The 25135-nt window shown below is 52.5% G+C and carries 21 protein-coding genes and 1 pseudogene; 7 read left to right on the top strand and 15 right to left on the bottom strand.

Annotated features, from left to right (window positions below; translation table 11 throughout):
- Positions 1-4: 4 nt before the first annotated feature.
- The 7 genes from G7Y44_RS09580 to G7Y44_RS09550 form a co-directional block, all read right to left on the bottom strand.
- Positions 5-1795 (bottom strand): serine/threonine protein kinase, encoded by a 1791-nt coding sequence (locus G7Y44_RS09580; RefSeq protein ID WP_165249442.1) that lies wholly within the window; start codon positions 1793-1795, stop codon positions 5-7.
- Positions 1788-2666, bottom strand: coding sequence for a PP2C family protein-serine/threonine phosphatase (locus G7Y44_RS09575; RefSeq protein WP_165249440.1), 879 nt, complete (start codon positions 2664-2666; stop codon positions 1788-1790). The genes G7Y44_RS09580 and G7Y44_RS09575 overlap by 8 nt, the downstream gene beginning before the upstream one ends.
- A gap of 145 nt (positions 2667-2811) precedes the next feature.
- Complete coding sequence (locus G7Y44_RS09570) at positions 2812-3705, bottom strand: discoidin domain-containing protein (RefSeq protein WP_165249438.1); 894 nt, start codon at positions 3703-3705, stop codon at positions 2812-2814.
- 128 nt (positions 3706-3833) lie between these two features.
- On the bottom strand, positions 3834-4793 hold the full coding sequence (locus tag G7Y44_RS09565) for a glycosyltransferase family 2 protein (protein ID WP_165249436.1): 960 nt from the start codon (positions 4791-4793) through the stop codon (positions 3834-3836).
- Positions 4790-5896 carry a DegT/DnrJ/EryC1/StrS family aminotransferase gene (locus G7Y44_RS09560; protein ID WP_206214463.1) on the bottom strand — a complete coding sequence of 369 codons (1107 nt, stop codon included), beginning with the start codon at positions 5894-5896 and terminating at the stop codon, positions 4790-4792. The genes G7Y44_RS09565 and G7Y44_RS09560 overlap by 4 nt, the downstream gene beginning before the upstream one ends.
- Positions 5897-5970: 74 nt before the next feature.
- The gene (locus tag G7Y44_RS09555) at positions 5971-7422 is read right to left on the bottom strand and encodes a lipopolysaccharide biosynthesis protein (protein WP_165249434.1); all 1452 of its coding nucleotides are present in this window, start codon (positions 7420-7422) and stop codon (positions 5971-5973) included.
- Entirely contained in the window at positions 7422-9509 is a 2088-nt protein-coding gene (locus G7Y44_RS09550; RefSeq protein ID WP_165249432.1) for a DUF6541 family protein, read from the bottom strand. Before G7Y44_RS09550 ends, G7Y44_RS09555 begins: the two co-directional genes overlap by 1 nt.
- Before the next feature lie 167 nt (positions 9510-9676).
- On the opposite strand from G7Y44_RS09550, the gene G7Y44_RS09545 reads away from it, so the two are divergent.
- Entirely contained in the window at positions 9677-10963 is a 1287-nt protein-coding gene (locus tag G7Y44_RS09545) for an ATP-binding protein (protein WP_165249430.1), read from the top strand.
- 67 nt (positions 10964-11030) lie between these two features.
- On the opposite strand, the gene rffA is transcribed toward G7Y44_RS09545, so the two are convergent.
- Positions 11031-12161: a dTDP-4-amino-4,6-dideoxygalactose transaminase gene (rffA, locus tag G7Y44_RS09540; protein ID WP_165249428.1), complete on the bottom strand. Its 1131-nt coding sequence runs from the start codon at positions 12159-12161 to the stop codon at positions 11031-11033.
- Positions 12162-12325: 164 nt separating this feature from the next.
- Here rffA and G7Y44_RS09535 point away from each other — a divergent pair, with 164 nt between their 5' ends.
- Both G7Y44_RS09535 and G7Y44_RS09530 read left to right on the top strand, forming a co-directional pair.
- The gene (locus tag G7Y44_RS09535) at positions 12326-12466 is read left to right on the top strand and encodes a hypothetical protein (protein ID WP_165249426.1); all 141 of its coding nucleotides are present in this window, start codon (positions 12326-12328) and stop codon (positions 12464-12466) included.
- Positions 12467-12471: 5 nt separating this feature from the next.
- On the top strand, positions 12472-13266 hold the full coding sequence (locus tag G7Y44_RS09530) for a glycosyltransferase family A protein (RefSeq protein ID WP_165249424.1): 795 nt from the start codon (positions 12472-12474) through the stop codon (positions 13264-13266).
- Between the two features lie 36 nt (positions 13267-13302).
- Here the strand turns inward: G7Y44_RS09530 and G7Y44_RS09525 are convergent, their stop codons facing one another.
- From G7Y44_RS09525 to G7Y44_RS09515, 3 genes are read right to left on the bottom strand one after another with little or no spacing between them, the layout of a single operon-like run.
- Positions 13303-14262 carry a glycosyltransferase family 2 protein gene (locus G7Y44_RS09525; protein WP_165249422.1) on the bottom strand — a complete coding sequence of 320 codons (960 nt, stop codon included), beginning with the start codon at positions 14260-14262 and terminating at the stop codon, positions 13303-13305.
- 27 nt (positions 14263-14289) lie between these two features.
- The gene (locus G7Y44_RS09520; protein ID WP_165249420.1) at positions 14290-14646 is read right to left on the bottom strand and encodes an SMR family transporter; all 357 of its coding nucleotides are present in this window, start codon (positions 14644-14646) and stop codon (positions 14290-14292) included.
- Positions 14643-15071 carry a DMT family transporter gene (locus G7Y44_RS09515; RefSeq protein WP_206214462.1) on the bottom strand — a complete coding sequence of 143 codons (429 nt, stop codon included), beginning with the start codon at positions 15069-15071 and terminating at the stop codon, positions 14643-14645. Before G7Y44_RS09515 ends, G7Y44_RS09520 begins: the two co-directional genes overlap by 4 nt.
- A 168-nt stretch (positions 15072-15239) precedes the next feature.
- On the opposite strand from G7Y44_RS09515, the gene G7Y44_RS09510 reads away from it, so the two are divergent.
- Genes G7Y44_RS09510 through G7Y44_RS09500 form a run of 3 tightly spaced genes read left to right on the top strand, consistent with a single transcriptional unit; the run spans position 15240 to position 19941 of the window.
- Complete coding sequence (locus G7Y44_RS09510) at positions 15240-17750, top strand: YfhO family protein (RefSeq protein ID WP_165249418.1); 2511 nt, start codon at positions 15240-15242, stop codon at positions 17748-17750.
- Positions 17747-18760 (top strand): 1-aminocyclopropane-1-carboxylate deaminase/D-cysteine desulfhydrase, encoded by a 1014-nt coding sequence (locus G7Y44_RS09505; protein ID WP_165249416.1) that lies wholly within the window; start codon positions 17747-17749, stop codon positions 18758-18760. Before G7Y44_RS09510 ends, G7Y44_RS09505 begins: the two co-directional genes overlap by 4 nt.
- Positions 18757-19941 carry an ATP-grasp domain-containing protein gene (locus G7Y44_RS09500; RefSeq protein ID WP_165249414.1) on the top strand — a complete coding sequence of 395 codons (1185 nt, stop codon included), beginning with the start codon at positions 18757-18759 and terminating at the stop codon, positions 19939-19941. Before G7Y44_RS09505 ends, G7Y44_RS09500 begins: the two co-directional genes overlap by 4 nt.
- A gap of 21 nt (positions 19942-19962) precedes the next feature.
- Here the strand turns inward: G7Y44_RS09500 and G7Y44_RS09495 are convergent, their stop codons facing one another.
- Together G7Y44_RS09495 and G7Y44_RS09490 are read right to left on the bottom strand one after the other, a co-directional pair.
- Positions 19963-21705, bottom strand: a complete 1743-nt coding sequence (locus G7Y44_RS09495; RefSeq protein WP_165249412.1) for a hypothetical protein — start codon at positions 21703-21705, stop codon at positions 19963-19965.
- 59 nt (positions 21706-21764) lie between these two features.
- A complete protein-coding gene (locus tag G7Y44_RS09490; RefSeq protein WP_165249410.1) occupies positions 21765-22736 on the bottom strand; it encodes a glycosyltransferase family 2 protein in 972 nt (323 codons plus the stop codon).
- Positions 22737-22859: 123 nt separating this feature from the next.
- Here G7Y44_RS09490 and G7Y44_RS09485 point away from each other — a divergent pair, with 123 nt between their 5' ends.
- Positions 22860-23531: a hypothetical protein gene (locus G7Y44_RS09485; RefSeq protein ID WP_165249408.1), complete on the top strand. Its 672-nt coding sequence runs from the start codon at positions 22860-22862 to the stop codon at positions 23529-23531.
- Between the two features lie 675 nt (positions 23532-24206).
- Here G7Y44_RS09485 and G7Y44_RS10460 read toward each other — a convergent pair.
- Both G7Y44_RS10460 and G7Y44_RS10605 read right to left on the bottom strand, forming a co-directional pair.
- Positions 24207-24650, bottom strand: a complete 444-nt coding sequence (locus G7Y44_RS10460) for a L,D-transpeptidase (RefSeq protein ID WP_241159244.1) — start codon at positions 24648-24650, stop codon at positions 24207-24209.
- A gap of 78 nt (positions 24651-24728) precedes the next feature.
- Positions 24729-25031, bottom strand: a pseudogene (locus G7Y44_RS10605) (DUF4214 domain-containing protein); the annotation flags it as partial.
- Positions 25032-25135: the final 104 nt, after the last annotated feature.

Raw genomic sequence — 25135 nt, 5'->3', positions numbered from 1 at the left:
CAGACTAATGTCGAAGCAGTGTGCGCCGCTTGTCCAAAAGACCGTTAATTTGCTTGGTTAAATCAGATATTCGCTCAAGTCCGTTTTCTCCATAAGTATTAAGACCTTCGCTAAGTGTCTTAAGGGAACTGAGCGCCGCTTTGATTTCATCCTCACAGGCCATCACCCCAACAGCATCAACGTCTCCAAATCTGGCCTCATACTGAAAGCGCTCTTGCAATACGGCCAACTCGTCAATACATTGCCTTACTTTTGCCTCGCTATATGTGCTAGATCTATTCGATAGAGCAGAAATGGCATCCGTCACCGCAAGGGCTAATTGCACGTTGTAATCCGAATCTGAACCATTTTGACCATCTCGGCTCTTAAATGAGCGTCTAACGGAAAACAGCAGCGCAACCAGCTCGCCTATTGCGATAGATAAAAACAAGCAGGATACGAACATATTTAAAGGAAGGCTAAGAAAAACCGCGACTACCAGAAACGCGAGAACAACTGTCAATAGAATCTTACTTTTGCCAGCCCAATCACGCTTTCGGTTTTTCGTTTCAGTCTCTGACACACTAGTCGTGCAACTCACACGCTCCGTTTGCTTATCGACCTCTTCTTTTATAACACTTTGCACCAACTCTTCATTCCAAGTGCCATCCACTTGGTTTTCTCTAGAGTCAACGACAGCACCAGAGCCAGATGAAGAAATATCTATTGAGCTATTCGCATTTTGCCCTACGCTACTTTTTGCGCCTTCCTCACTCGCTGCATTTATTTCCACCCTTATCGTTGAGCATGTTTCCTTAATCCTATTAACATTATTCGTTTTACCTGTCGCTCCTGCAGATAGTCCTACAAGCTCTTCCGCTTCCACAGAAGTTAACTTCTCTTTGGCAAGTTTAAGATCAGAGAGAAAAGATTCTGCATCTTGGTATCTTTCTTGCTCATTTCTTATAGACTTCACTACCACACTCCGCAATGCATCATTCCCCATCAACGGGGGCGGAGCTACTGTTCCGTTCATGCGTAGCCCAAACGCCCTATCTTCATCCTCAGCCAAGTATCTCTCCGGATAGGAAGGAAGAAAGGGGTTTCTACCATGATTGAGAAGACGATACAGAACAATGCCCAACGAATAAAGATCCACCGACTTTGTATACCCACCCTTATTCAAGTAAACTTCTGGAGCAAGGTAATTCGGTGTTCCCTTGAGCGACTCAGCCCGAGAGCTGTCCTTTAGAACCTTTGATACACCGAAATCACCTAGCTCATACTCTCCGTCTCTCGTTACGAATATATTGTCTTCTTTTATATCGCGGTGAATTACGCCGTTATCGTGACAAACCTTGATTCCCTCAAGAATGCCAATCCCCATGTCAACGACATCTTTTACAGCAAACCCACGGTTGTCCTCTATGTGTTGGACGAGCGGCGTCGCATACTCCATAAGAATGTAAATATCATAACGTAAGGGCGACTCCCGCACTTGCAAATCGCTTTCGTAATATCGAATTATATGAGCTGATTTCTTTTCGGACAATCTAGCCAAAAGCTCGATTTCCTTCGCTATTCCCTTTAATACTTCCGCAAAATACCGCTCGGTTTTTTCGACATCACCTCCCATAGAGCTTAATATCGAAGCGTACTGTTTATGTGTCGGCAAAGATATATGCTTAACTGCTCTTGTATATTGCCCGAGCACATTGCTCTTTATTGCCTTGTACACAGTCCCAAACGCGCCCGACCCAACTTCGGCCACGATCTGATATCCAAGTATGCTTTGCCCAACTAGACTCTCATTCATGCTTACACCGATCAATCCTCACCAGCAATACCGTCATATTGTCAGTTCCTCCGCCCGCTATCGCCCTATCTGCAATGATTTGACACTGCTGCGTTAAGCTCTCGCCAGACTCAAGGAGCTCCCCAATTTCTCTTTCTGACAGCGTATCGGTTATTCCATCTGTACAAAGCAGAATTGTCTGGCTTTCAAGATCAAATAACCGAACGTGAGCTCTTATAATCAGACCAGGCTCAGCCTTTCCCACATATTGCGTTAGTCTATTTTTGTCAGGATGTCTAGCGACTTCGCTTTGCTCAAGTAGATTCAGGTCCAAAAACCGTTGACCTTCTGTGTCGTCCCTAGATAGCATCTGTAGCTTCCTGTCGTGTTGGATATAAGCTCTGCTATTCCCAATATTTAAGACCGCACAGCCATCATCACATACCGCAAAAGACACTAGCGTTGCGCCCATATCTTTCTTCTTTGCGTCTGCGTGACCAGCTTCTTCCATTTCCTTCGAAGCACACGTTATTGCTCGCTGCATACCTTCTGCAACTGATTGTATCGACTTCGCCTTCGACAGGGTCTTTGCATATTTCGCGATATTAGCAATGCAGATGTCGCTTGCCTCTTCACCGGCATTATGGCCACCCATTCCATCTGCTACAGCAAATACACTGGGAATTTCGTATCGCTTTTCCCGCATGACAGAGCAAAATGAGTTTTGCTTGCGGGCGTATATTGCAGCATCTCCCAAAAACGCTGCATCCTCTTGACGATCTCGCTCACCCAAGTAGATTGCGCACGCTGCCTCGCACAACCAGCTGCATTCATTGGTCGCATCGCTTTTGCGGCTGCCGATTTCGATGAGTAATGCTTCGTTATCTGCCATCTAATTCACCAATATACTTTTCACAGATCTTTGCCGCACTCATTGCAGAATTATGGCGAAGAGACGCCTCGATACCACAATTTGAGCATTTAAGACCAGAGCCCGAGAGCGACACGAAAACACCGTCCCTTTCGCTCTCCTCGGATTAAATCCCAAAGAAGGAGATCTCCGAGATACAGCAATCGTTGTATCGTTTTCCTGGATAAACGGATTCGATCGAGACCGTTATCGATGTTGCGTTGACGGGAGTCTCAAACGTGATGGTCTGGGTGGTTATGCCCGCATCCGACAAATTGTAGCTGCCGACATAGTTTCCATCCGCATACACGCCGATGCTTTGTGGTCGCGCGTTGTCATAGTACACGGCGCTGGATTTCTGATAGCCGGAGCTGATCACCATACCTGCAATGGTCTGAACCTGATCCGCACTGAGGGTAATAGACTGGCCGGAGCCATTCTCTCCGGAGCTTTCTGCCCAACAGTACTGCAGCGTCCCATCAATAGCATTCGAAGGATAATACGTCGACGTGTTGTTTCCGTTGTCATGCATAAGATAGGACGTCGCCGAAGCATGAGTCATTCCCGAATACCCATAGTTCACCGCCCCCGAGCCGGAAGACACGGCCACATTCCCACCAACACTCTCACTCGCGTTCACCTCTGTGTCCTCGTTATCATCCGACACAACAGGCTGGGCAGACTGAGCAGAAGGCTCTACTCCCTCGGAAACCACGAATTCCACCGTCGTACCCTTTGAAACCTTCTTGCCAGCAGAAGGAGATTGACTGATCCCCCTTCCCTCTGGAACCTCCGAGGAGTACTCCTGGCTACCAATCTTTGAGGCAAGACCCACGTGTTCTATCTCATCCCTCGCTTCATCGGCCATCAGCTCCACCACATCGGGAACCTCCACTGCTTCTTTATTCGAAAAAGGCAGAATCCCAGAGCATCTACTTGCCAGCAAAGCAATCGCCAAACACGAGACAATTACCGTCAATTTAATCAGAAGAGACGAACTCTCCTTTGACATCCTGCCCATCGTCACTACTTCCTCTCCGCACATTGAACCCGCAGGAAAACACGGCCGAGCCAAAGCGCCGCCGCAAATCCTCCGACATTATAGTACAGAAAGGGCTCCCACAAGTCACAATGACACAGGTCGCATGCCTACACGATAGCCCGACCTCGTAGCAACCGCGAGATAAGCACGGCATACCAGCGCAGAGGAGCCGTAACCATCAGCAACTTCCGATCTTCCTTGCTGATATCCCTTAAGATATCCCCCAAGTTCTCGACCTTTGACTTCCCATGACACCACCTGAATCTCATTCGGTAGCAAGTCTGCTTAGCGGTAGAGATGGCTTCTTTGTCCCCCGTTATCAACGCATAAGAGACCAGGGTCCTCCCAAAGCCAACTTCGTTGAGGGCGAAGCTCTTGTCCTTTTTTAACGTCGCCGAATAGCTCGATCCGCCTTTCCGTATGTGACGGTAGGCGACCCAGGGTTCTTGGATGCACCGCACCTTACCCATAGTCAGGAACAGAAAAGCGTTCCGCCTGTCCCCTGGGTAGCTTTCAAACTCTTTCATACTGAGAAATTTGGCACGCGCGTTAATATAGTCCTCACGCAGACTCATGCGAGACCCGTTGTGGCCCGGCAGACAACTCAGGAAATACTCTCGGTACGAGTAATCAGAGTCTTTGCACTCGGGGTAGCCTTCCTTAAGCGGCTGGGAATCTTTCCCCACGACGATGCAATTGGTATACACCGCAGAGTAGTCGGGATGAGAATCAAGAAAGGCAACCTCTTCCTGGAGAAGTCCATCGTATAGCATGAAGTCATCGCCCTCGAAATCGACGAGGTACTTGCCCTGCGCTCGATCATAGAGATCCTCCCCGTTTCGCAACGAGCCAATGTTCTTCTCGCGACAGATTATGTTGAAGAAAGAAGGGAGCTCTTCTTCGAGTTTACGGAGAACATCTTGCGTCCCATCAGGTGAGCAGTCATCGCCCACTATGACCTCAATCGGAAAGGTAGTCTTCTGCATGGCAATGCTTCGTAGGCACTCTTCGATGTAGTCGCGGTGATTATATACCGTAACCAAAACGCTCACATAAGGCTGACTCATAGCGTATCCGCCTTCTGCACACACGTCAAAACGATGCGACAGATATCATCGACCACGTCCAAGCTGAGATCGGCGTAAAGAGGCAACGTAAGAACGCGATCGGACACATACTTCGCAACGGGAGTCTTATCAGACGAGAAGACATCCCGATAACACTCGAAGTCGCTCACGAGCGGATAGAAGTACTTACGAGGATGGATATTCTTACGCATGAGGGCTTCGTAGACCTGATCACGCGTGGCCCCGAATTCCTCAGTGAACACCACGGGGAAATAGGCGTAGTTCGGTTTCACTCCCGGCTGTTCAGCACAGAGTTTAATGCCTTCGTGCCCGCTCAGGTGTTCGCGGTATCGCTCGACAACCTTTTGCCGCTTCATCATCTCCTCATCGACATGTCTCAGGTTACATATCCCCATGGAGGCACAAAACTCGTTCATTTTGGCATTCCCACCCACGTACTCTACTGACTCCGTATCCGTTATACCGAAATTTTTCCACTGGTTGAGCAGCTCAAGCAAGTCGGGATCGCTGAAACATACCGCTCCGCCTTCGATAGTGTTGAAAACCTTCGTGGCATGGAATGAAAACATGGAAGCATCACCGAAGCACGCAGCCGATTTTTCGTCACGCATGACACCGAACGCGTGAGCCGCATCGTAGATAACCTTGAGCCCGTGCTTGTCGGCGATGCGCTGTATCTCATCGACATCGCACAAATTCCCATACACATGAACAGGAAGAATCGCACATGTCTCATCATCTATGAGACTCTCGATCTTGGAAGGATCGATTGTATAGGTCTCTGGCGATATGTCAGCGAAGACGGGAGTGAGACCCTTGCGCACGATCGCATGCGTGGTCGACGCAAACGTGTAAGGAGTTGTGATTACTTTACCCTTAAGACCCATCGCCTCGATCACGCACTCCAAGGCATTGTGTCCGTTGGTGAACAGGGCTACGTTGTCAACATGTAGATACTGCTTGAGGTCAGACTCAAAGCGCTGATGTTTCTCACCCATGTTGGTCAGCCAGTGGGTTTCCCATAAGCACGCTATTTCTTGGATGTACTCCTCAAAGTCAGGCATAGAGGAGCGTGTAACCAAAATATGATCGCCTTCCAACGATTCCCTCCTATTGACGCACCCGCGCGTCGTTGACGCTTGCCTACGATAATAGACTATATTTTCCTTGACGCAATCTCTTTGACCGTCTTGAGCAGGTAATCAAAGGCCTCGATGCGTAGCATCTTTGCAAGGCCGCAGTACAAGACAGCCATGGCGGCTACCTGAACGAGGATTTTCAGCACATTAGGCAAATCGACTAGAGCAATAGGAGAGATACACGCCGCGCAGAAAAGCGACAGCAGCATCGCTGGAAGAATGTCTCTTACCTGCTCAGAATAGGCGTACCCCACTACGCGCTTACTCGGAGCGGCGTTGACGAAGGTACAGACCACACCCGTGACCATGTAACCAACCATAATGGCGTACAAATCCCCTACGACAAACGCGGCGAATGCGAGAATTGTGACGCCAATGATGGTCTTGATGATCTCCAACTTCAAGAACAAGTCGCTCCGGCCTACACCATTGAGGACCTGAAGGTTCGTTGTATGAATAGGGAGAAGAGCATAGATGAAGCAATACGCCTGGAGAAAAGGCACCGATGGAACCCACTGCTCCCCCAAAACAATACGAACAATGGGATCAGCTGCTGCTGCGAACAGCGCCATAGCGGGCATTACCAAGAAAACCGATGTCTTCAGCGCGCGGCGCATCAGTCGCTTGACCATATCCAAATCTCCCTGGACACGTGACACCGCAGACAGCATGACCGGCTGAATCGCGCCATCGAGCAGGCACCCAAGTGCAAAAGGGTACTTCTTTCCCTGCGACACGTACCCCAAGTCGGCTTTTGTAAACGCCTTGCCGATTATCAGGTCGGACAGCCCTTGGTAACACTGGTCGAGCAGGCCCGAGAAAAGCAGCTTCCACCCGAAACGGAACAAAACCACGGCGCGCGCACGGCTGAACTCGAAACGGGGCTTCCAGGTTATCTGGAAGGCAAGCACGATACACTTGACCAACTGTTGAACAAGCTGCTGAAGTACCAGCGCCCAGATCCCAAATCCAAGCAGAGCCATGACGATGCCTACCGCGCCTGACGAGACGCCCGCCGTGACGGTGGCCAGGAAGGTTTTTCTGAACTGCATGCTGCGCGCAACGATCGCCTCCTGGATGGAGTTGTACGCATTCACAATCAGGATCAGCGTCAACACGCGCAGAGGGAAGACAGCTTGGGGCATTTGATAGAAGCCCGCCACCAGGGGAGCCAAGAGAAACACAGTCACGTACAAGACGAGAGAGATACTCAAACTCATCCAAAAGACCGTGGAGTAGTCACGCTCCGTGACGTCGGGTGATTGGATGATAGCCGTATTGAGTCCGCTCTGCACGATAACGTTACCGACATTAACAAACACCAGCATGATAGCCAGCATGCCGAACTCCTCAGGAGCGAGTAGGCGTGCCAAGACGATCTGGATGATTAGTGTGACAACGGCAGTGCCGCCCTGTTCGAAGAGCTTCCAGAAGAGCGCTCTGAGTGTCGTCCCTTTGAACGTAGACACTATGCCGGATCTCCGATCTCATACAGCCGCATGTCACCTTCCGCCAGGACGAGCTTGAACCCCGGCGTGCTCTCGTCGACAAAGTCGACCCCCTCCCACCACGAGGGGTCTTCATATGTCCACAGATGCGGACTGTTTTTCCGCGCGAAGTCGCCCGCATCAAGCTGCAAAAGATAGCGCGCACCAGTGAAGGCAACTGCCTGGGCGACCTCGTCATCACTTGCCATGTCGACCAAGCTATGGCGAATCAGCTTACTCTGTTCGAGCTCTCCGTCATCACCATAACCCCTCAAGAGACGATAGTACATGTTGAGCCCTTCGATGCCGCAGGCAAAAGCTGACCCGTCGTTGGGCTGATTGATTATGAGCGCTCCCTCGGGCACGATCTCCTCAACCTGCTTCATGAAATCCATTTCAGACTCATTGTAAATAGTGTCTGTCTGGGAGACGTCCTGCCCTTTCAGCGCAGCTGCTATGCTCCCGAACGCCGTCGGTAACGACCCCTCTTCTGACGGACCCGCCACTACATAGTTTCCCGCACAAAACACAAGCGCCAGAACGAAACCGCATACAGGAATCGCGTGTTTATTATCGCCCGCCTTGATCCCAAGCGCGCTCACGCCCCGTACCACGAGACACGTAGCCTGCCAAAGGCCTAAAGCAGCAAGGGGTATACCCGCCAAAGCGATAGTCGCCGCCAAACGATGGGAATCCGTGTACCAGAATCCCGCCAAAATATGCTTGGTTTCTCCATCCGTGGTAATGTCGACCCAGAAGATAAACGCCGCTGCCGCATAGGCCACAACAAGCCACCGGTGCTCTTTCGACTGCACAGCCCGCACAACACCGAAAAGTACCGCAACGGCCAGCACCCATTGAGCAGGCTCTTTCAAAGCGAGCGACACGACGTACTTAGCACCCAGATACTTTCTGGTATAGGACGGCCACCAATCAGCGAGCGGCCCGTTCTGCATGAAAGACGTGTTATACAGAGCCATCCAAATGACACCGACTGCCACGAGACACACCGCATAACCGCAGACCTTCCATACGTACTCGCTTCCGGGCAGTTTTGCAGAGCCGGCCCAGCAGGAGACACAGCGGCAAAGGAAGGGAGTCAGCAACACCACCGCCGAGAAGACGGAATTAGGATGAGAGAAAGCCAGGGCAACAACACAAACCACGAAGAAACCGATGCGCGCGGGAAGCGAAAGCATGGTGCGATCCTTCGCTTCGAAAAGACCGATGAAGCTTGCCATGGCAATGGGAAGAAGGGCGTTTCCGAAGACGTTGGGGTAGAGGGGACCAAAAACCAAGAAATCCCAGGGGAACACTGCGAAGGCGACCGAGCAAACGCTCCCGAGCCACACCACGCCATTCTCTCTCGGGAAGAGAACTTTCAGCAACACAAAAACAGCAGCGGGGAAGACGACGGCTGCCAAGCATGCGTTCAACGCATTCGCCGCAACCGTCAAACCCACCCCGGAAGCGTCAACCGCAAGAGCCGTCATCAAATGCCATGTCGTCGGATAAAATGACGAAGCGCCCGACGCAACCCAAGGAACCGCATCGTCTCCCACTATCTCTCTCACGTACAGGCGGCTGTCAAAGACAGAGCAGCATCCCGACTCGATAAATGACCGAACCGTATTCAGGTGAAAGACATTGTCGAATGCCTGAAAGAAGGAGTCGGCGCTGCCTAAGTTGCCAACCAGGACATAGCCAGTGATGACGATCCCCACGACCAAGTAGCACGCCAGTTGCAGCCAGCTTTCCTTTCCCGCGAAATCGCCGCCCGCGAAGGGGGACTTTGATTCCCCTCGCAGCAAACGACCCCCCACGAGAAACGAAACCACGGCAGCCAGAGCACACAAAACGAGACAGGGAACGGCGATCGTCGCACAACTCCCGAATATTCCGGCGAAGCTACAGACAATGGCAGCAATATTGTAAAGAACGACCGTCACGATAGGAGCGCAACACACGGCGAGAAGATGCGGGAGCCGAAACGCCCTCAGAGCAAGGTATCCTGGCGCGTAGAGGAGGAGCAGCAAAAGCGCAACCGCACCAACAAAAGAAAGCCACATGAGCAAAACTCCTCCACGCATACAACACCACAGCCCAGTTATCTGGACCTATAAATTCGCTTATCTTATCATGTTCGGTTCACGCGAGCGATCTCTGCCGCCAAACCTGCATAGTATAATGCTCCGGTATTGAACGCGACGGACTCCCCAGGAGAGGAAGTATGCACATGGAGGGAAAGCTGCTCATTGTCGGAAGCGATTTCGGAACGTACGACATCGCCCTTGAGGCGAAGAGGATGGGGCTCTACGTCATCACCGCAGACTACTTCCCCACCACTCCGACCAAAGAGGTTTCCGACGAGGCTTGGCTTGTCAGCACCGCAGACGTCGACGAGATGGAGAGACTCTGTAGAAAACATGGCGTCAACGGCGTGACATACGGCGCCAGCGACTTCAATATGGAAAAGAGTCGAGACTTGTGCCGACGCCTCGGCCTTCCCTGGTACAGTAGCAACGACTACTCGACAACCGTCGCTCGAAACAAGTCGGAGTTCAGAAAGATCTGCGAGCGGGTTGGTGCTCTCATTGCTGAAGGCATGGCTCTCCGCGAGCATCCTTCTCAGGAAGTCCTCAATGCTATCACCTACCCCGTAGTGATCAAGCCTGTTGACAAGGGCGCCAATCGAGGCATGAGCTACTGCAACAATGAGGATGAGCTGCTTGCCGCCTACGACAAGGCTCTCAGCATCACCGACGCTGACATCGTCTTGTGCGAACGGCAGCTGCACGGCCAAGAATGGGTCGCCAACTACGTTATGGCAAACGGAGAGGCTCGCCTCCTTTACTTCGGCAGAGAATTCCACCAAGAGGGCAAGACAGCCAACCTCTATTCATTCATCAACACAACAGCGAACGGCCTGAAGCAGTACTTAGAAGACGTCAACGGCAAGGTGAAAGAGGTCTTCCGTGAGGCCGGATTCGAGAACGGCATTGCGTGGGTGGAAACCATGCGTGATGAAGATGGACACTTTTACCTCATCGAGCCCGCCTATCGATACAGCAGTGAAACTTCGTACAAACTCTACGAGAAGGTGAACGGGTTCAACACAGTGAGATGGATGATCGAGACGGCGATGGGTGTCGAACACGACGTCTCCGACCTGCCCGACGACCTTATCACAGCCTGCAAAGACTGCGTTGGTTCGTATCACCTGTTCGCAGAGCGAAACGGCACCGTTGATTCCATCGAGGGGATCGATGAGCTTACCAGCATGGAAAACGTATCTTTCGACCTTCCCAAGCGTCCTGGTAGCGAGATAGCACAGGGCTTAAACCTTGGTCTTGTCCGTATCTACGCACCCGACATCGACTCCATGATCAAAACCTTGAAGCGCATTAATGAGGTCTTCTTTATCAAAGACGCCGATGATAAGAATCTCTTCATCAGGTTCACGGGATACGATGAACTTCGCGACGACTTCAATACGGGCCTGAGAGACTTCGACATGCTGTAATCAGAAAGCTGGGAACGTGTGGCACTCTCTCGACAGAAAAGGTGCCACACGTTGTGTAATGCAACGTTTATTCAAAGAACGATAAGATAGCTTCAACAACCGTGCAACGATCTTCATCAGACATGCCATAGTACAGAGGTAAGCGAACCAGCCGATCACTTTCCACCGTGGTAAACTCGTCCCTCCCGTTAAAGCGACCGAACGCTTCGCCTGCCGGAGAGCTGTGTAGGGGAATGTAATGGAACACAGCCATGACGCCCCGCTCCTTTAGATGCGAGATGAGCGCGCCTCGCTCTTCCAAGTCGGCAACCTTGATGTAGAACATATGAGCGTTATGCTTGCATCCTTCAGGGATAAAGGGAAGCTCGATTCTGCCCGCCTCGCACAGCGGCTCAAGACTCTCGTTATAGAAATCCCACGTTGCAAGGCGATCCTGGTTGATCTCATCAGCCTTTTCCAGCTGAGCCCACAGGTAGGCAGCATTCATGTCGCTCTGGAGGTATGAGCCGCCTCGGTCAACCCAGGTGTATTTATCTATCTGCCCACGAAAGAAGCGTTGCCTGTTTGTTCCCTTTTCACGAATGATTTCCGCCCTGTCGCAATATGACGGGTCGTTGACGAGGATGGCGCCGCCTTCTCCCATCGAGTAGTTCTTCGTCTCATGGAACGAATAGCAACCGAACGTGCCTATCGTACCCAGAGCCCGACCCTTGTACGTACTCATAACCGCCTGAGCCGCATCTTCGACGACGAGCAACCCGTAGCAATCAGCGAGCTGCATCAGGGCGTCCATTTCACAAGCAACACCCGCATAGTGTACTGGCACGATGACGCGAGTTTTCTCCGTGATAGCCGCCTCTACCTTTCGCTCGTCTATGTTCATAGTGTCTGGACGAACGTCAACGAACACCAGCTCAGCACCCATCATCTGAAAGGCAGTAGCGGTAGATGAGAAGGTGAAGCTAGGAAGTATGACCTCGTCCCCCGGCTTGAGATCGCATAAGATTGCCGCTATCTCGAGCGCTGCTGTTCCGCTCGTTGTAAGCAGTGCCTTTGTCGCATTGAAGCGCCCTTCTATCCATTCGTGACATTTTGCGGAAAAGGGACCGTCTCCGCAAATCTTCCGATTGCCCTCAACCGCTTGCCGGACATAGTCGAGTTCGGTTCCAACGTAGGGCGGGATGTTAAAATCTATCATTGCGAATACCGCACTTCCGCATCAGCCAACAGGAAAAAGAAACCATTTTGTCTATCGAAGCACACTCCGCAGAACAAACGCATCCTATTGTATACAATAGAACAAAAAGAAAAACCCCCAATGCCCACGTTTGAGCATTCGACAATCAGCGAAGGTGGCACCCAATGAACAAGATTGCCGACATCTATGCTTTTCACGATCGACAGCTTGCAGGCAGCGTTAGAACACTCTCGCTTGTCAGCAAAGATACGCGCAACTTTGCCGTAGCTGGCTTCAACGCTGTATCCAAAACTGCAAGGAGCTAACTACCATGTTCTCTTCAGCTGACCATACCTTTGCTATTTGCGCGTATGGAGAGAGTCCCTATCTCTCTGAGTGCGTCCGGTCTCTCAAGACCCAGACAATTGGAACGAACATCGTCATGGCTACGTCCACACCCAACAACCTCATCGAGAACGTTGCACGCGACAACGACATCCCCCTTTTCATCAATCCTCAGAAGCTCGGTATCGCCTCCGACTGGAACTTCGCCGCCAACTGCGCCTCCACGCCCTTGGTAACCATCGCCCACCAAGACGACACCTACGAACCCACTTACGCAGAGAAGATGCTCGCGGGAATGAATCGCACAACGCGACCGCTCATCTTCTTCACGAACTACGGCGAGCTGCGTCACGGTGTGAAGGTAGACAACCATCGGCTTCTGACCATCAAACGCATCCTACTCCTCCCCATCAGCAGGTCAGGAGTTGCTTCCAGTGTGAGAAAGAAGCGGGGAATTCTCTCAAAGGGGTCTTCTATCTGCTGCCCCTCCGTCACCCTCAACATGAACGCACTTCCAAACCCACCGTTCAGCACAGGAATGAAGAGTAACCTCGACTGGGACGCCTGGGAGCGATTCTCCCACCTTGATGGTCAGTTCGTCTACGACAAAACCATCTTGATGTACCACCGCATCCACCAGGACTCAGAGACATCTGCTCTCATCAGAGACAACACGCGCACGCAGGAAGACTTCGAAATGCTTGCGCGATTTTGGCCGCGCCCCATCGCCTGGATAATCAACAAAGCCTACTCGAAAGGACAGGTTAGCAACAACGCCTAGTCCCCAAGAGTAGCATCAATCGTGTCGAATCCACGGTTACTCGCGCTCAAAAGCCTGGCTGGAGGGCAACTTGCCCAAATCAGTTAGATCGCGAACAACGAATTGAGGTGTACCGTTAGCAGATAGGACGAGATCACCGAGGTATTCGCCGATGATACCCAGAACAAGCAGAATCAACCCGAAGAAGAATAGCATGACGCAGATCAGCGACGACCAGCCAACAAGAACGTCTGGAACGATAAGCTTGTACAGCACGGTAAAAATCGTGGCAGCAAGCCCTACCGCCGACATAACAAAGCCAATACTGCTCACAAACCGCAGCGGCAACGTCGTGTAATTAAAATAGGAGAGCCATAGTTTAAACAGTTTCGTGAGGGTGTAGTTTGACGAGCCATGCATACGCTCGTGATGTTCTACCTCCACGTTACCTATACGATTTGTCATTCGGCTGTACAGCGCATCGACGTAAGGGTTGTAGTTCTTATACTTGATGACCTCATCACGAATACACTTGCGAATCATCCAGAAATTGCTCGTTTTAATATCCTTGGAACGGCCAAGCATCTTCTGGGCAGAGTAGCAGTTAAGCCAGCTCGTAATGTTTTTCAGCACGCCATTAGTCGACTGAGGATACACCCCGTACACAACGTCATACCCCTCCATCATCTTGTCAATAATCAGGGGAATCTGCGAAGGATGGGTTTGCATGTCATCATCCATGCCCATGATCAGGTCGCCCTTCGCGATATTCAGCCCGCACATAATGGCGTTATGCTGCCCGAAGTTGCGCATGAGTGTCGCTCCATGGACAAAGGGATAATCCTCGGCAAGACGCTGTATCTGAGTGTAGGTGTCATCACGCGAGCAATCGTCAACCAAAACGAACTCACAATCGTATTCCGGCAAACGCTTTGAAACGACCTGATAGGTCATCTCAACTACGTTCCGTATACTCTTTTCCGAGTTATAGCAGGGAATTACTATAGATATTAGCATTGCGCGCCTCTTCCTTCCATCACAAGATCAGCCAAGACCCATCGAGTAGACGACAATGCCGATCAGAATGAGAGCCAGAGCCGCTACCCTCCGTTTGTTCAGCTTCTCGCGAAAAATCAAAACACCGAAAAGCGTGATGTATATATACCCCGTTGCATCCAAAATAGCACCCATGGAAAGGGGAATAACCTTGTAGGCGAAAACTGAGAGCAGCGTCGATGCTAGAAACAGAACGTATGCCCCCATAACAGCCGGATTTGCGTACTCCTTTATCACGGAGCTGTGCTCCTTTGACGCACTCTTCTTCAACATGACCTGCGAAACCGAGCTAATGAAAACGCCTAGTAAGTTCAAGGCGGCAAAACAGCAGATTATCGGACTCATTCAGAAGCCCCTTTCGACGCTTCGAAACAACCGTCGTGCAGATCGTCTTCCCCCTCATCCTGGGAACCCGACGTGGCGTAAAGGACAACACCAACAAGCACGATAGCCGCCCCGACGAGCTTTGGCACCGTAAGTGTCTCTCCAAAGAATAGACATCCCCACACAACACCCCACACGATAGTGACGGCCCGGTTCGCATAAGCAAGCGTCAGCGGAAGCCTCTTGATGACCTGCTGCCAGCCGATAGCATACACGCCAAGAACGGCAATCATGCCGCCATAGTACAAGATGAAACCACAACTCATGAACTGCTGCTCAGCCGCAAGCTTGGCGCATATACTACAGAGAGAGTAGAACACCAGCAGTATGTGTAGAAGGAGTATTGCCTTTGTGTTTCCGCCTAGCTTGCGTCGTTCAGATTCCACGAAGTTTCTTTCCTTGCCGTTTTTCCTCCCTCATGAGCCCAATTCTACCACGATCCCCGTTCTCACAGGACCTTTATCTAGCTAAGCGAAGAAAGGTGATACGATAGTATTGGTACTCTTTCCATTGAGGAAGAGTGTTTTTTTAAACGTCTCTATCGAAAAGGGTCTATGAACTGGTTGCTTCCTCACCTCGCTGCGGTCGCTCTTGCGATCGTCATCTTCTGCACGCTCATCGCGAAGAAGATGCCCTCCCTTGTAAGTAAGAGGGGGGGAGACACGAAGCTCGAGCTCGGCATCTTAATCGCGGCCCTCGCCATAGGGTCCTTTGCAATATATGGGCCTTATCTGCTCGAGGTGCGCTACTTCTGCTATCTTGACATCGGGCAGGATACGCTCGACCAGTATGTTCTCTTCTACCTAGACCTTCTCGACAAAATACGCGCTGATGAACTCGGCAGCTGGAATTTCAACTTTGGACTCGGCATGAGCTCCCTCTCCTATCAGTCTTGGATTCTCGACCCCTTTAACCTCATTCTGATTCCCCTGGGCCTCCTGCTCGGCAACCAGCACCTCAGCCTTATTCTGACGGCTCTCCAAATCGTGAAAATACTACTGTGCGGAGCGCTGTTCAACCGTGTCTTGACATCGTTTTGCGCTACCCCGCTCGCACGTATAGTCGGCGCCTGCGCGTATGCGTTTTGCGGCTACCTGATGCTTTGGGGCCAGCACTATTGGTTAGGAACAACGCTTGTGGTGTTCACAGCCCTGCTCCTCGCGAGCGAGCATCTGCTCAAAGCATGGTCTGTCCCCTGCTTCGCAGCCGTAGCTCTCCTGAGCGCACTGGCAATAGGATGGAGTCCCTACTGTGGCTTCATGATCCTTTTGGGCCTTGCGTTTGTCGAGCTAATCCTTATCATAGCAAGAACCTCCGGCCCGAAGATAGCCAGGTCAACATTGAAGAGCGTTTTCTCCCTAGCAGCTCCCGTACTCTACGGATGCCTGATGGCGGGGATCGTCCTCATTCCCTACGCCCTTTTCCTATTTGGGGAAACGGGTCGCATCGCGTCAGAGGAAAGCATCCCTCTTGCGACGCGAGCTCTTACCTACGCCGGAGAATTCGTGCCCCTACGCTGGATTCCCATGATCCTAAGCCGTCTTTTAGGCACAAGTCTTATTAGCAGTGGAGCCGACATCCCCAAAACCCTCGTTCCCACCACGGAGGCCTTCCCTTATGTGAATTGTTACGAATTAGTGACTCTCGGCTTTTCCGCTGTCGCTATCGTGATACTGTTCCAGTTCTACCATTGGGCCCTCACCGAACTCCCGAGAAAGAATCAGGCTCTCGTAGTGGTGGCTACACTGCTCGTGGTTCTCTACTGCTGCAACAACTTCCTTCCGGCTTTATCAAACGTCTTCGCCGAGCCGAAGTACCGCGGTTCCTTCGTGCTGGCAACTCCAGTGTGCATTGCATTGGCCATCGGGTGGGAAAAACGCATACAGCCCGGCAAGGTCGCTCTTCCCCCACTTGTTGCTGGAGCCCTCATCAGCTTCGCCATCCTGCTCTGGTCCCTCACCAACACGGTCAATGGACGATGGCTCTGCGCGTTCAACCTTGTTGGGCTGGCACTGTTCTGCGCCCTATCACTCAAATTCACGACAGACACCCGACATCATGCGCGAACCGCAGATACACACTCCGTCCTCGTTATGACCCTCGCACTCATCCTGGTGGGAACAAGTGTGGCCGACGGGTTCTTTGTCACCAACAATCGAATAGCCGCCACCGCCGAAACCTTCCCAGAAGCAACCGAGCCCAATGTCGCGTCCTCTACGATGACTGCCCTCGAGAAATTGGGCAAAGAGGATCCTTCGTTTTATCGAGTCGAAAAGACCTACAGTGATTGGACGTGGCTCAACGACTCCCTCGTCGAAGAATTCTCAGGTGTCAGCGCATATAATTCCACCAACGACGGAGACGTTCTCGCATTCTATCGCGCGGTGTGGCCGAGCGTCATTTCGATGGGTCCGTATTACCAGGTATACGCAAACGACACCGACGTCAACGCAATCAATGATATGCTCGGTATAAAATATCTTCTCTCAAAAAAACCCCTCTCCTTGGACTCGTTCGAACTCAAGGAGAATCAAGGCGTGATTCTTGTATACGAAAACCCCGATGCATGCGTCCTGCGAGGCTTCGCGTCAACGACCCCCGAAAGCGCTTTCTTCCGGATGTCTCTCGATCAGCGCCGAGAGACCCTCGCAACGAGCGTTGTCGTACCCGACAACGTGGCCGGTGCGAGCGAAAGCTCTTCGCCGGGCAAGACAGTCCTCGCAACTGACGTACGGCTCTATCGCAAGCAAGACACAGTGACGGCGGAAATTGTTGCGCCGAGCAATCTCACTGCCTGCCTGGCCATACCCTATACCGGCGGATGGCACGTGTTTGTCGACGGGCACGAGGTTCCAACATTCAGAGGCGACATCGGATTCATCGGATTCGAGGTACCCGAAGGACAACATCACATAGAGGCGCGCTACACCGTCGTCGGACGGGAAATCGGAGCCGCAGTGACCATCGCAGGGATCCTCTGCGCTGCACTTTGTTGCACTTGCCTTAGCCGCTTCAAGAAGCATCATTCTACAACCCAATATAAGCAAGAGGAGAATCTTTCGTGAACATATCATCCCTCGTTGACAGCCAATGTCTCATCCACCCCATCGTCGACACCTCCCATTCGGGAAACAACCTCTTCGTCTTACGTGATGACCTGCTACCCTTCGGATTCGGGGGAAACAAGGTGCGCATCGCCCTGGAATTCGTTGACGATTTGAGGGCGCTCGGCAAAAACGCCCTGGTTGCTTATGGTTCGTCAACCTCCAATATGTGCCGCGTCATTGCCAATATATGCCGCTCGTACGGCATTCCCTGCACGGTTGTTCTCTCGCAGTCGGACGAGGCGAATGGCGACTGCAACAACAAGCGCCTGATGAACCTCTTCGGCGCTCGGACGATCACCTGCACCCCAGACGCCATAGCCCCCGCCGTTGAGACTGCTCTAACACGCTACCAAAGCGAGGGTTTCGATCCCTACTACATCTTCGGAAACACACTAGGACAAGGCAATGAGCACGTCGCAGCCCGCGCGTATGCGAAGACATACGAGTTAATATCAGCGTACGCACAAGCCAACGGATTCTCCTTCGACCGCATATTCTGTGCATCAGGCACGCAGGCGACGCAGTCGGGGCTCATCTGCGGCCATATCATTACTGGTGACTCATGCAAGGTGCAGGGTATCATGATCTCTTCACGCTCGGAGGAACGTGCCCGAAAGGCCATCCAGGAAGCAGCCGTGCCCTTCCTGAAGGAACGCGGCATCAGTGAGGCAGAGTCTCTTGTCAACTCGAACACGCGCTTGATAACCGACAAGAGGCGCGGCGGCTACGGACTTTACGATCACGCCGTACTCCAATGCGCCATGGAGCAGCTTACTGTGAACGGATTTCCTCTCGACCCCGTCTACACAGGCAAGGCGTTTCTGGGCATGCAAGAATACCTTGTTGAAGAGGGGGTGTCCGGCGAAAATATCCTTTTTGTCCACACCGGCGGTGAGCCTATCTTCTATGACCATCTGCAAGCAGGGAGTTTCGAGCTTGCTCCGCAAGGCACGATCGAGGTGGCATGATGAGAACTTTGATGATTCTGGGTGCAGGCATCTACCAGCTCCCCTTGATCAAAACCGCGCGCAACCTGGGGCTGAGAACAATCGTCGTTACGCCTCCGGGCAACTACCCTGGCATCCAAGAAGCTGATCTTTGGTGCGACGCCGACACACGCGACTGCGAATACATCTTGGAGATCGCCCGCGCGCAGAAGATCGATGGTATCTGCACATCAGGAACCGACGTAGCCGTGCGAAGTCTTGGGTACGTTTGTGATGCCCTGCGCTTACCGGGCATCACCTATGAAGCTGCTCGCAACGCAACGGATAAACGGCTCATGAAAGAAGCATTCCAGAATCACGGCGTCTCGACGGCGCCTTTCAGGATCGCACATGACGTTGCCGAAGCGCGCACCGCCGCAAAGGATATCGGCCTTCCTGTCATGATGAAGGCAACTGACAGCTCCGGCAGCCGCGGCATCAGTAAAGTGAGTCGAGAGGAAGACATCGATCGTGCCTTCCAGGAGTCCTCCGAGATCACGCGTAACAGCTACGTCATCGTGGAGAAGTTTATTGAAGGTTTCGAGATCGGTGTCGACGGGTTCGTAGACGAAGAGGGCAACCCCTCGATCATTCTTCCCCACGGAAAGTTCGTCTACACCACCGATGCAGCCTCTATCCCCCAGGGACATTACTTCCCCCTGAACGTTGAGAAGAGCGTGGTTGCGGCGATTCGAAACGAAGCAGTCAAAGCCTCCCAGGCTTTGGGGCTTTCGTCCTGCGCCTTCAATTCAGACGTCCTTATCAACGATGACGGGGTTCACGTTATTGAAATGGGTGGGCGCACAGGCGCCACCTGCATCCCCGAGCTCATATCCATCCATACGGGCTTCAACTGGTATGAGAAGATTATTAGGGTCGCCTTGGGAGAACAGGTCAGCTTCGACGGCGCGACCTCCGTGCCGTGCATGGCGAAGATATTGGTAAGTCCCATAACCTCCCGAGTTGAATCGATCCGCTGGAAAACCATTCACCAACTTGAGCAAAATGGAGTCGAAGTCGTCCTCGACGTCCGGAAGGGCGACACCATTCACCAGGTGGAAAACGGGACAGATCGCTTCGGACATGTCATTGTCAGGGAACGCAGCGAAGATCAGCTCGACGATCTGATCAACCGAGTCGAAAGCTGTATCGTACGAAGCTAAGAAGGGATAAGACGTCTCGTCTCAGACTTCGGAGAAACGTAGGATGCTGTATGTGTCCCCAAAGCTTTCAACCTGTTCGACTACCTCATATGACGCCGTCGGCGAGTAATGCTCGCGCAGATACTGACAGATCTGATCCGCCCTCCCAAGATCGCGAGCCACATAACGAGCGCGAGGATTCTCCAAAAGGCCCCGAAATGGGTTGCCCATACCGGAGCGCGCCTCAAGATCCATTCGAAAAGGCGCGTGGGTTGTCCATCCTCCGAGTGTGAGATTACTCTGCATAAAATCCCGCGAAGGCAGCGAGCGACACCCATACACACCGTCTTGAATCACGTAGTATTCGCCAACGTCCCATACGAACACGTTGTCGCCCGTCGATACGAGCTCGTAGAGAGGTTCTTCTGAGCTGACAGGTCCTGGGTTCCGAAGGACGCCCCACAAGCTGGGCGCCGCAGCTGTGGCAACCGAGCAGATGCTCAGGCACAACGCCAGGCAGCCCGCAGTACCAAGCCCCGCAAACAGAACTCGGCAGGCCGGCCTCAACTGAACGACGCTCCCTCCGCCCGCACAGCCGACCATGAATGCAGAGACGAGAGATGAGGGAACCAGAATGGACAGGCACACACGCAAGGGGAACCTGCCCACATACACGAAATAAGCCGAGATGAGCAAGACACCGATGACGTTCAGAATCAAGAAAACCGCCACAGCCCTTCGCACGTTCGACTCAGCACCACTCATAAGAACACGAAGGAACGCAACACCGCAGATCAACAGCCATACTGCGTAGTGGTGCGCATATTCCCTCGCGCATGAGGCAAGCTTTGAAGCATACTCATCCAGCGGCACTGGGGACTCGTCCGCCGCAACCTCGGCTATCTGGCGCATTTTTTCTACCGTAAAGAACTCGGGATCATTCGTTGCCCATGACGTGACAAGACGATAGTCGTTCTCCGACACGCCGACAGCCGACAGCTCCCCTCGAATCTCTTCATACTCCTTGGTCGGAAAATCACTCAACTCAGAGCGAGCATCGTGATACTGTTTCCAATCCGACCACCCTGGCTGCGACCACATATACGCGTCGAAGACAACTAACCCCCCACAGACGACAGCGAGTGCAATTCCCGTCGCACACACCGAAGCAACCGGCACCTTCGTACGAATTCTAGGCTTCGAAAGGCTTTCCCTCCTACGCAGCACATCGACGACCAACACGGCCGCGAAAGCGAGAGCGACAAAGGGTAGCGAAAGCAGGAAGCTCAGCGGACGCCAGCACATGCCGAAGACGGCTAGGGTCAAACCAACAGGAACGCGCCACGCCTGCCCCTCAGCGCAGCCGGCAAGCTTGTCTTTCGCCCAGCAGAGCAGAAGGAAGAAACCGGCTCCCGCAACCAAGGCGGTCACAACTGTGTAGTTCGACCGAAATGTACAGAAAGGCAGAACGTAACGTACCAGCAAAAACGCCAAAAGGAAGCTGAATCCCAAACCGGCCTCGCGAATTGAGAGATAGAGGACGATCGCCAGCGAGAGAACGGACCCCATCAACTCAAACACGGTAAACCAATTGACCCCAGGTAGAGCCAGCCCGCACTGGTAGATAAAGCAGGCGAGCGCCGAGTTCAAAAAGAGGCAGTTGCCACCTGAGCCATAGTTCCCACCCAAGACCATTGCGATAGTCCAGTCATCGTCGGTGTCGATTCCTCCATCAGCCATGAAGAACACCGCAAAGACCACCGCAGAGAAAGCGAGACATCCCAAGAAGGTGAGCCTATTCCGCGTTTGGATGTCAGTCGAATCTCCGCTCCTGCCCATAAAAATCACAGCTCCCCTGTACGCTCTGCAATGATGTAGCGAGGGCGGTTCTTTACCTCGAGGTAGATCTTGCCTACGTATTCGCCGATTATCCCCAGCGCGAAAAGCTGCAGCCCACCGAAGAAGCAGACGAAGCAAACGGTACTCGCCCAGCCCGATATGGCTTGACCGGTAAAGAACGCAACCACAGCCCAAATAAACCCGACAAGCCCTAAAACACTGAACAGCACACCCGCAAAAGAGAGCGTGCGAATAGGCTTGATCGAAAGGCTTGTTATGCCATCAAAGGCCAGTCCGAGCATTTTGCTCAGCGGATAGTGGCTCTCCCCCGCTATGCGTTCAGAGCGTTCGTACTCAACCGTGGAGGATGTGAACCCCACGAGAGGAACAAGACCTCTCAGAAAGAGGTTCACCTCGCCGAACTCAGCCAGCCCATCCAAGGCGCGCGAGCTTAACAGGCGATAGTCAGCGTGGTTGTACACTATCTCCACGCCCATCAGCTCAAGGAGTCGATAGAACCCTTGAGCAGTCAGACGCTTGAAAGTGGTGTCCGTCTCGCGTTTGGATCGGACGCCATACACCACATCGCTCCCGCTGAGGTACTCATCAACCATGCGCCGACAAGCCGAAATATCATCCTGCCCATCGCAATCCATCGACACGCAGATGTCGCACTTTCCCCGAACTTCCATGAGTCCGGCCAGTAAGGCATTCTGATGACCCCTGTTCCGAGATAGAGAAAGACCCACGTAGCGAACATCGCTTGACGATAGGGAACAGATGATGCTCCAGGTAGAGTCAGAGGATCCATCGTTCACGAAGCATATCTTGCTGCCAGTGCTGATCTTACCAGTTGAAACAAGGTACTCCAGCTCGAGCAGAAAGAGCCGGGCTGTCACCGGCAATACGCTCTCTTCGTTGTAGCAGGGAACGACAATGTACAAGACTGGTTTTTCGCGCACGGGAGCATCCTCCATCAGCATCTCCTTCGTCTGGAACAAGTGTAGCAGTTATTGTGTCGATCAGTTTCCTATCCGAGCTTCCTTTCAGAGAAAGCGCCGACCATCCCGTATAATGAGGAAAAAGTCATGGGAGGTATTATGAGCTCAGAAATCAAAATTACCGCAAAGATCAGCGCCTTGCTCCTCGTGGCCACAGTGGCCGCATTCGGTTTCCTCTACGGGTGCACCCCCTCGAGTACCGACGACTCCACAGACCAGAACACTGATATGGACGTCTCTGACAAGTCAGTCGACCAACAGGAAGGTTCGACCAGTGAGACGACGGGCGAAGCCGCGGATCTGTTCAGCGAAGCCTGCACCTTAAAGGGCGAGGTTCTTGGTGCCCAGCACATTAACGGAGGCGGTGGCGACCTGTTCATGGTTAGCCTGGCCATTGAGCCTGATCTCCCGGCGGAACTTGAGGCTAGGGCGAACCAGTCGAAATGGAATGCCGCACTCTACTTCGTCGTCGAAGACGCTGACGGAAACTACGTCGGATCATGGGCGCCGGATCCTGTTGAATACGACTGGACCTTCAGCGATCGCATTGAAGACAATGAGAAACACGCAAGCATAGCGCAGGATCTGAAGGGCGCCCATTCTGTAAGCGTCTACCTCATGTGGGCGAAGGGAACCTTCCCTGACGGATCCGTCGCCGAGTTCAATACGGAGAACGACGCCGACCTCTCGAACGACCAAGCAGGCGCACAGGCGGCTGAAGCAAACGGCCAACTTATTGGTAAGCAACGCATCGACATTGCCACGATGTAAGTACGTATGCCCGATTAGCCCCCGGTACGCCGGGGGCTTTTTGTCTTCCACAATGATTATCGTGTGTGTCGCACAACAATCAACTACGGCCGCGAGATGTCAGCAGGGGCTTCCAGATAAGACCAGTCGAGTTGAGGAAGCCGACAGTTGCGTGTAGAATGCTCTCAATTTGCCACTCAATTACCTGTTTAACGGTACCACTTTTGAAATTGCGACGACTTTGGTACCCTTAAAGCGACCATATAAAGATGAATATTACGCGCCAAGTCGCGCTACGTAGAGGACGTGGTGGGTTAGATCATCGAGAAAGATGTCTACGCCCGTCGGGCCGATGAGGGATACGCCTACATTCAGGTGCCCATGTCGGTTGCTGATCCGGCTGTCGAGGAGAGGGAGTACCGGCCCTTCAGAAACGTGCGGGACAACTGGCCCCAGTACCTGCTGACACTCGACCCACTCCCCTTGGAGCGAGACGGCGTGACCCACTTCAACATGATGGACCTTATGGTTGGCGACGAAAATCTTGCATTTGGCTGTGCGCTTCCCGCTATCGGGCGTGCTAGGGACTTTCACCCATGAGAAACGTGCGCATGCTCGGCGCGCAAAGCAAAGGAACCCGTATATTTCTAACGGGTTCCTTTGCTTTGTGAATCATAATCTTATATCGGTGCATCCTTAGTCGTAAATGCTACCCCAGATTATAATCTCGGTATTGTCCGGAAGACTGGAGTAGATGAACTCCGCGTCAGCAGGGAGAAGTCGAACGCACCCGTGGGAAACCTTCTTCCCAAGCTGGCTATAGTCGTTCGTCCAACCCACCGTCGAATGGAATCCCTGACTTCCGAAGATGGAGGTAAAGTACCTCACTGCCCATCCATATGGCTCGTAGTCGCGAGGTCCGCACAGATCGTCTGCACTCCAGTCCCAATTACTTGTAGCAAGACGAAATGCGCCGGTAAACGTCTTCCCCCAATAGCTACCATCGCTACCAGTCCCACCAACTCCGACACCGCACGGCATTTCCCTGATAAGCTTCCAATTGCCAGCACTGCCCTCGAAGCAGTACGTAGTATAGGCATCGAGATTAACAGCAAGAATATAAGGGGTTGGACTGCTCATGTTCTTGATCTTCCTATAAGCTATCGACGCGTTCGCATCCATAACGCTCAAACCATAGGATTCAACGAGCTTTGCAAACTCTTCAGAACAGCAAAACTCAAACACAAGATCATGCACACTCATGCCTTTGTTGAGCATATTGATCCAACCTTGCACTTCGGAAGCACTCGCCTCTCGATCAAGCAGAGCTTGATAGCATATTGTTACAATTTCCTTATTTGAAAGGGAACGATTCTTGAATTCAGCTGAGGAGAAGAAGGATTGGACGACAGATTCAACAGCATATCCGTCGAGTAGGTTCTCACAATGAGCATTGAGGCCGTCGATATCGAAGGGTCGGCCGAGGACGACCCGATAAAGGCGAACTGCGAAACCCGTCACCTTGGCATTCCTGTCGCGCGGCTGAACAAGGTCGACCCTCCCAGGGGTCACACCCCACTCAGCACAGAGCTCCTTGAACTCGGGAGACTGCGCGAAGCCGTCCA

This window comes from Adlercreutzia sp. ZJ141 (assembly GCF_011038965.1).
In the GTDB taxonomy this organism is placed as follows: Bacteria; Actinomycetota; Coriobacteriia; order Coriobacteriales; family Eggerthellaceae; genus ZJ141.
This window is presented reverse-complemented; position numbering and strand designations above follow the sequence as displayed.

Excerpts from the sequence above, each read along its gene's own strand:
- G7Y44_RS09580 (WP_165249442.1), bottom strand. The coding sequence starts at position 1,795 with ATGAATGAGAGTCTAGTTGGGCAAAGCATACTTGGATATCAGATCGTG.
- G7Y44_RS09575 (WP_165249440.1), bottom strand. The coding sequence starts at position 2,666 with ATGGCAGATAACGAAGCATTACTCATCGAAATCGGCAGCCGCAAAAGC.
- G7Y44_RS09570 (WP_165249438.1), bottom strand. The coding sequence starts at position 3,705 with ATGGGCAGGATGTCAAAGGAGAGTTCGTCTCTTCTGATTAAATTGACG.
- G7Y44_RS09565 (WP_165249436.1), bottom strand. The coding sequence starts at position 4,793 with ATGAGTCAGCCTTATGTGAGCGTTTTGGTTACGGTATATAATCACCGC.
- G7Y44_RS09550 (WP_165249432.1), bottom strand. The coding sequence starts at position 9,509 with ATGTGGCTTTCTTTTGTTGGTGCGGTTGCGCTTTTGCTGCTCCTCCTC.
- G7Y44_RS09545 (WP_165249430.1), top strand. The coding sequence starts at position 9,677 with ATGGAGGGAAAGCTGCTCATTGTCGGAAGCGATTTCGGAACGTACGAC.
- rffA (WP_165249428.1), bottom strand. The coding sequence starts at position 12,161 with ATGATAGATTTTAACATCCCGCCCTACGTTGGAACCGAACTCGACTAT.
- G7Y44_RS09535 (WP_165249426.1), top strand. The coding sequence starts at position 12,326 with ATGAACAAGATTGCCGACATCTATGCTTTTCACGATCGACAGCTTGCA.
- G7Y44_RS09530 (WP_165249424.1), top strand. The coding sequence starts at position 12,472 with ATGTTCTCTTCAGCTGACCATACCTTTGCTATTTGCGCGTATGGAGAG.
- G7Y44_RS09525 (WP_165249422.1), bottom strand. The coding sequence starts at position 14,262 with ATGCTAATATCTATAGTAATTCCCTGCTATAACTCGGAAAAGAGTATA.
- G7Y44_RS09520 (WP_165249420.1), bottom strand. The coding sequence starts at position 14,646 with ATGAGTCCGATAATCTGCTGTTTTGCCGCCTTGAACTTACTAGGCGTT.
- G7Y44_RS09510 (WP_165249418.1), top strand. The coding sequence starts at position 15,240 with ATGAACTGGTTGCTTCCTCACCTCGCTGCGGTCGCTCTTGCGATCGTC.
- G7Y44_RS09500 (WP_165249414.1), top strand. The coding sequence starts at position 18,757 with ATGATGAGAACTTTGATGATTCTGGGTGCAGGCATCTACCAGCTCCCC.
- G7Y44_RS09490 (WP_165249410.1), bottom strand. The coding sequence starts at position 22,736 with ATGGAGGATGCTCCCGTGCGCGAAAAACCAGTCTTGTACATTGTCGTT.
- G7Y44_RS09485 (WP_165249408.1), top strand. The coding sequence starts at position 22,860 with ATGAGCTCAGAAATCAAAATTACCGCAAAGATCAGCGCCTTGCTCCTC.
- G7Y44_RS10460 (WP_241159244.1), bottom strand. The coding sequence starts at position 24,650 with ATGAGCAGTCCAACCCCTTATATTCTTGCTGTTAATCTCGATGCCTAT.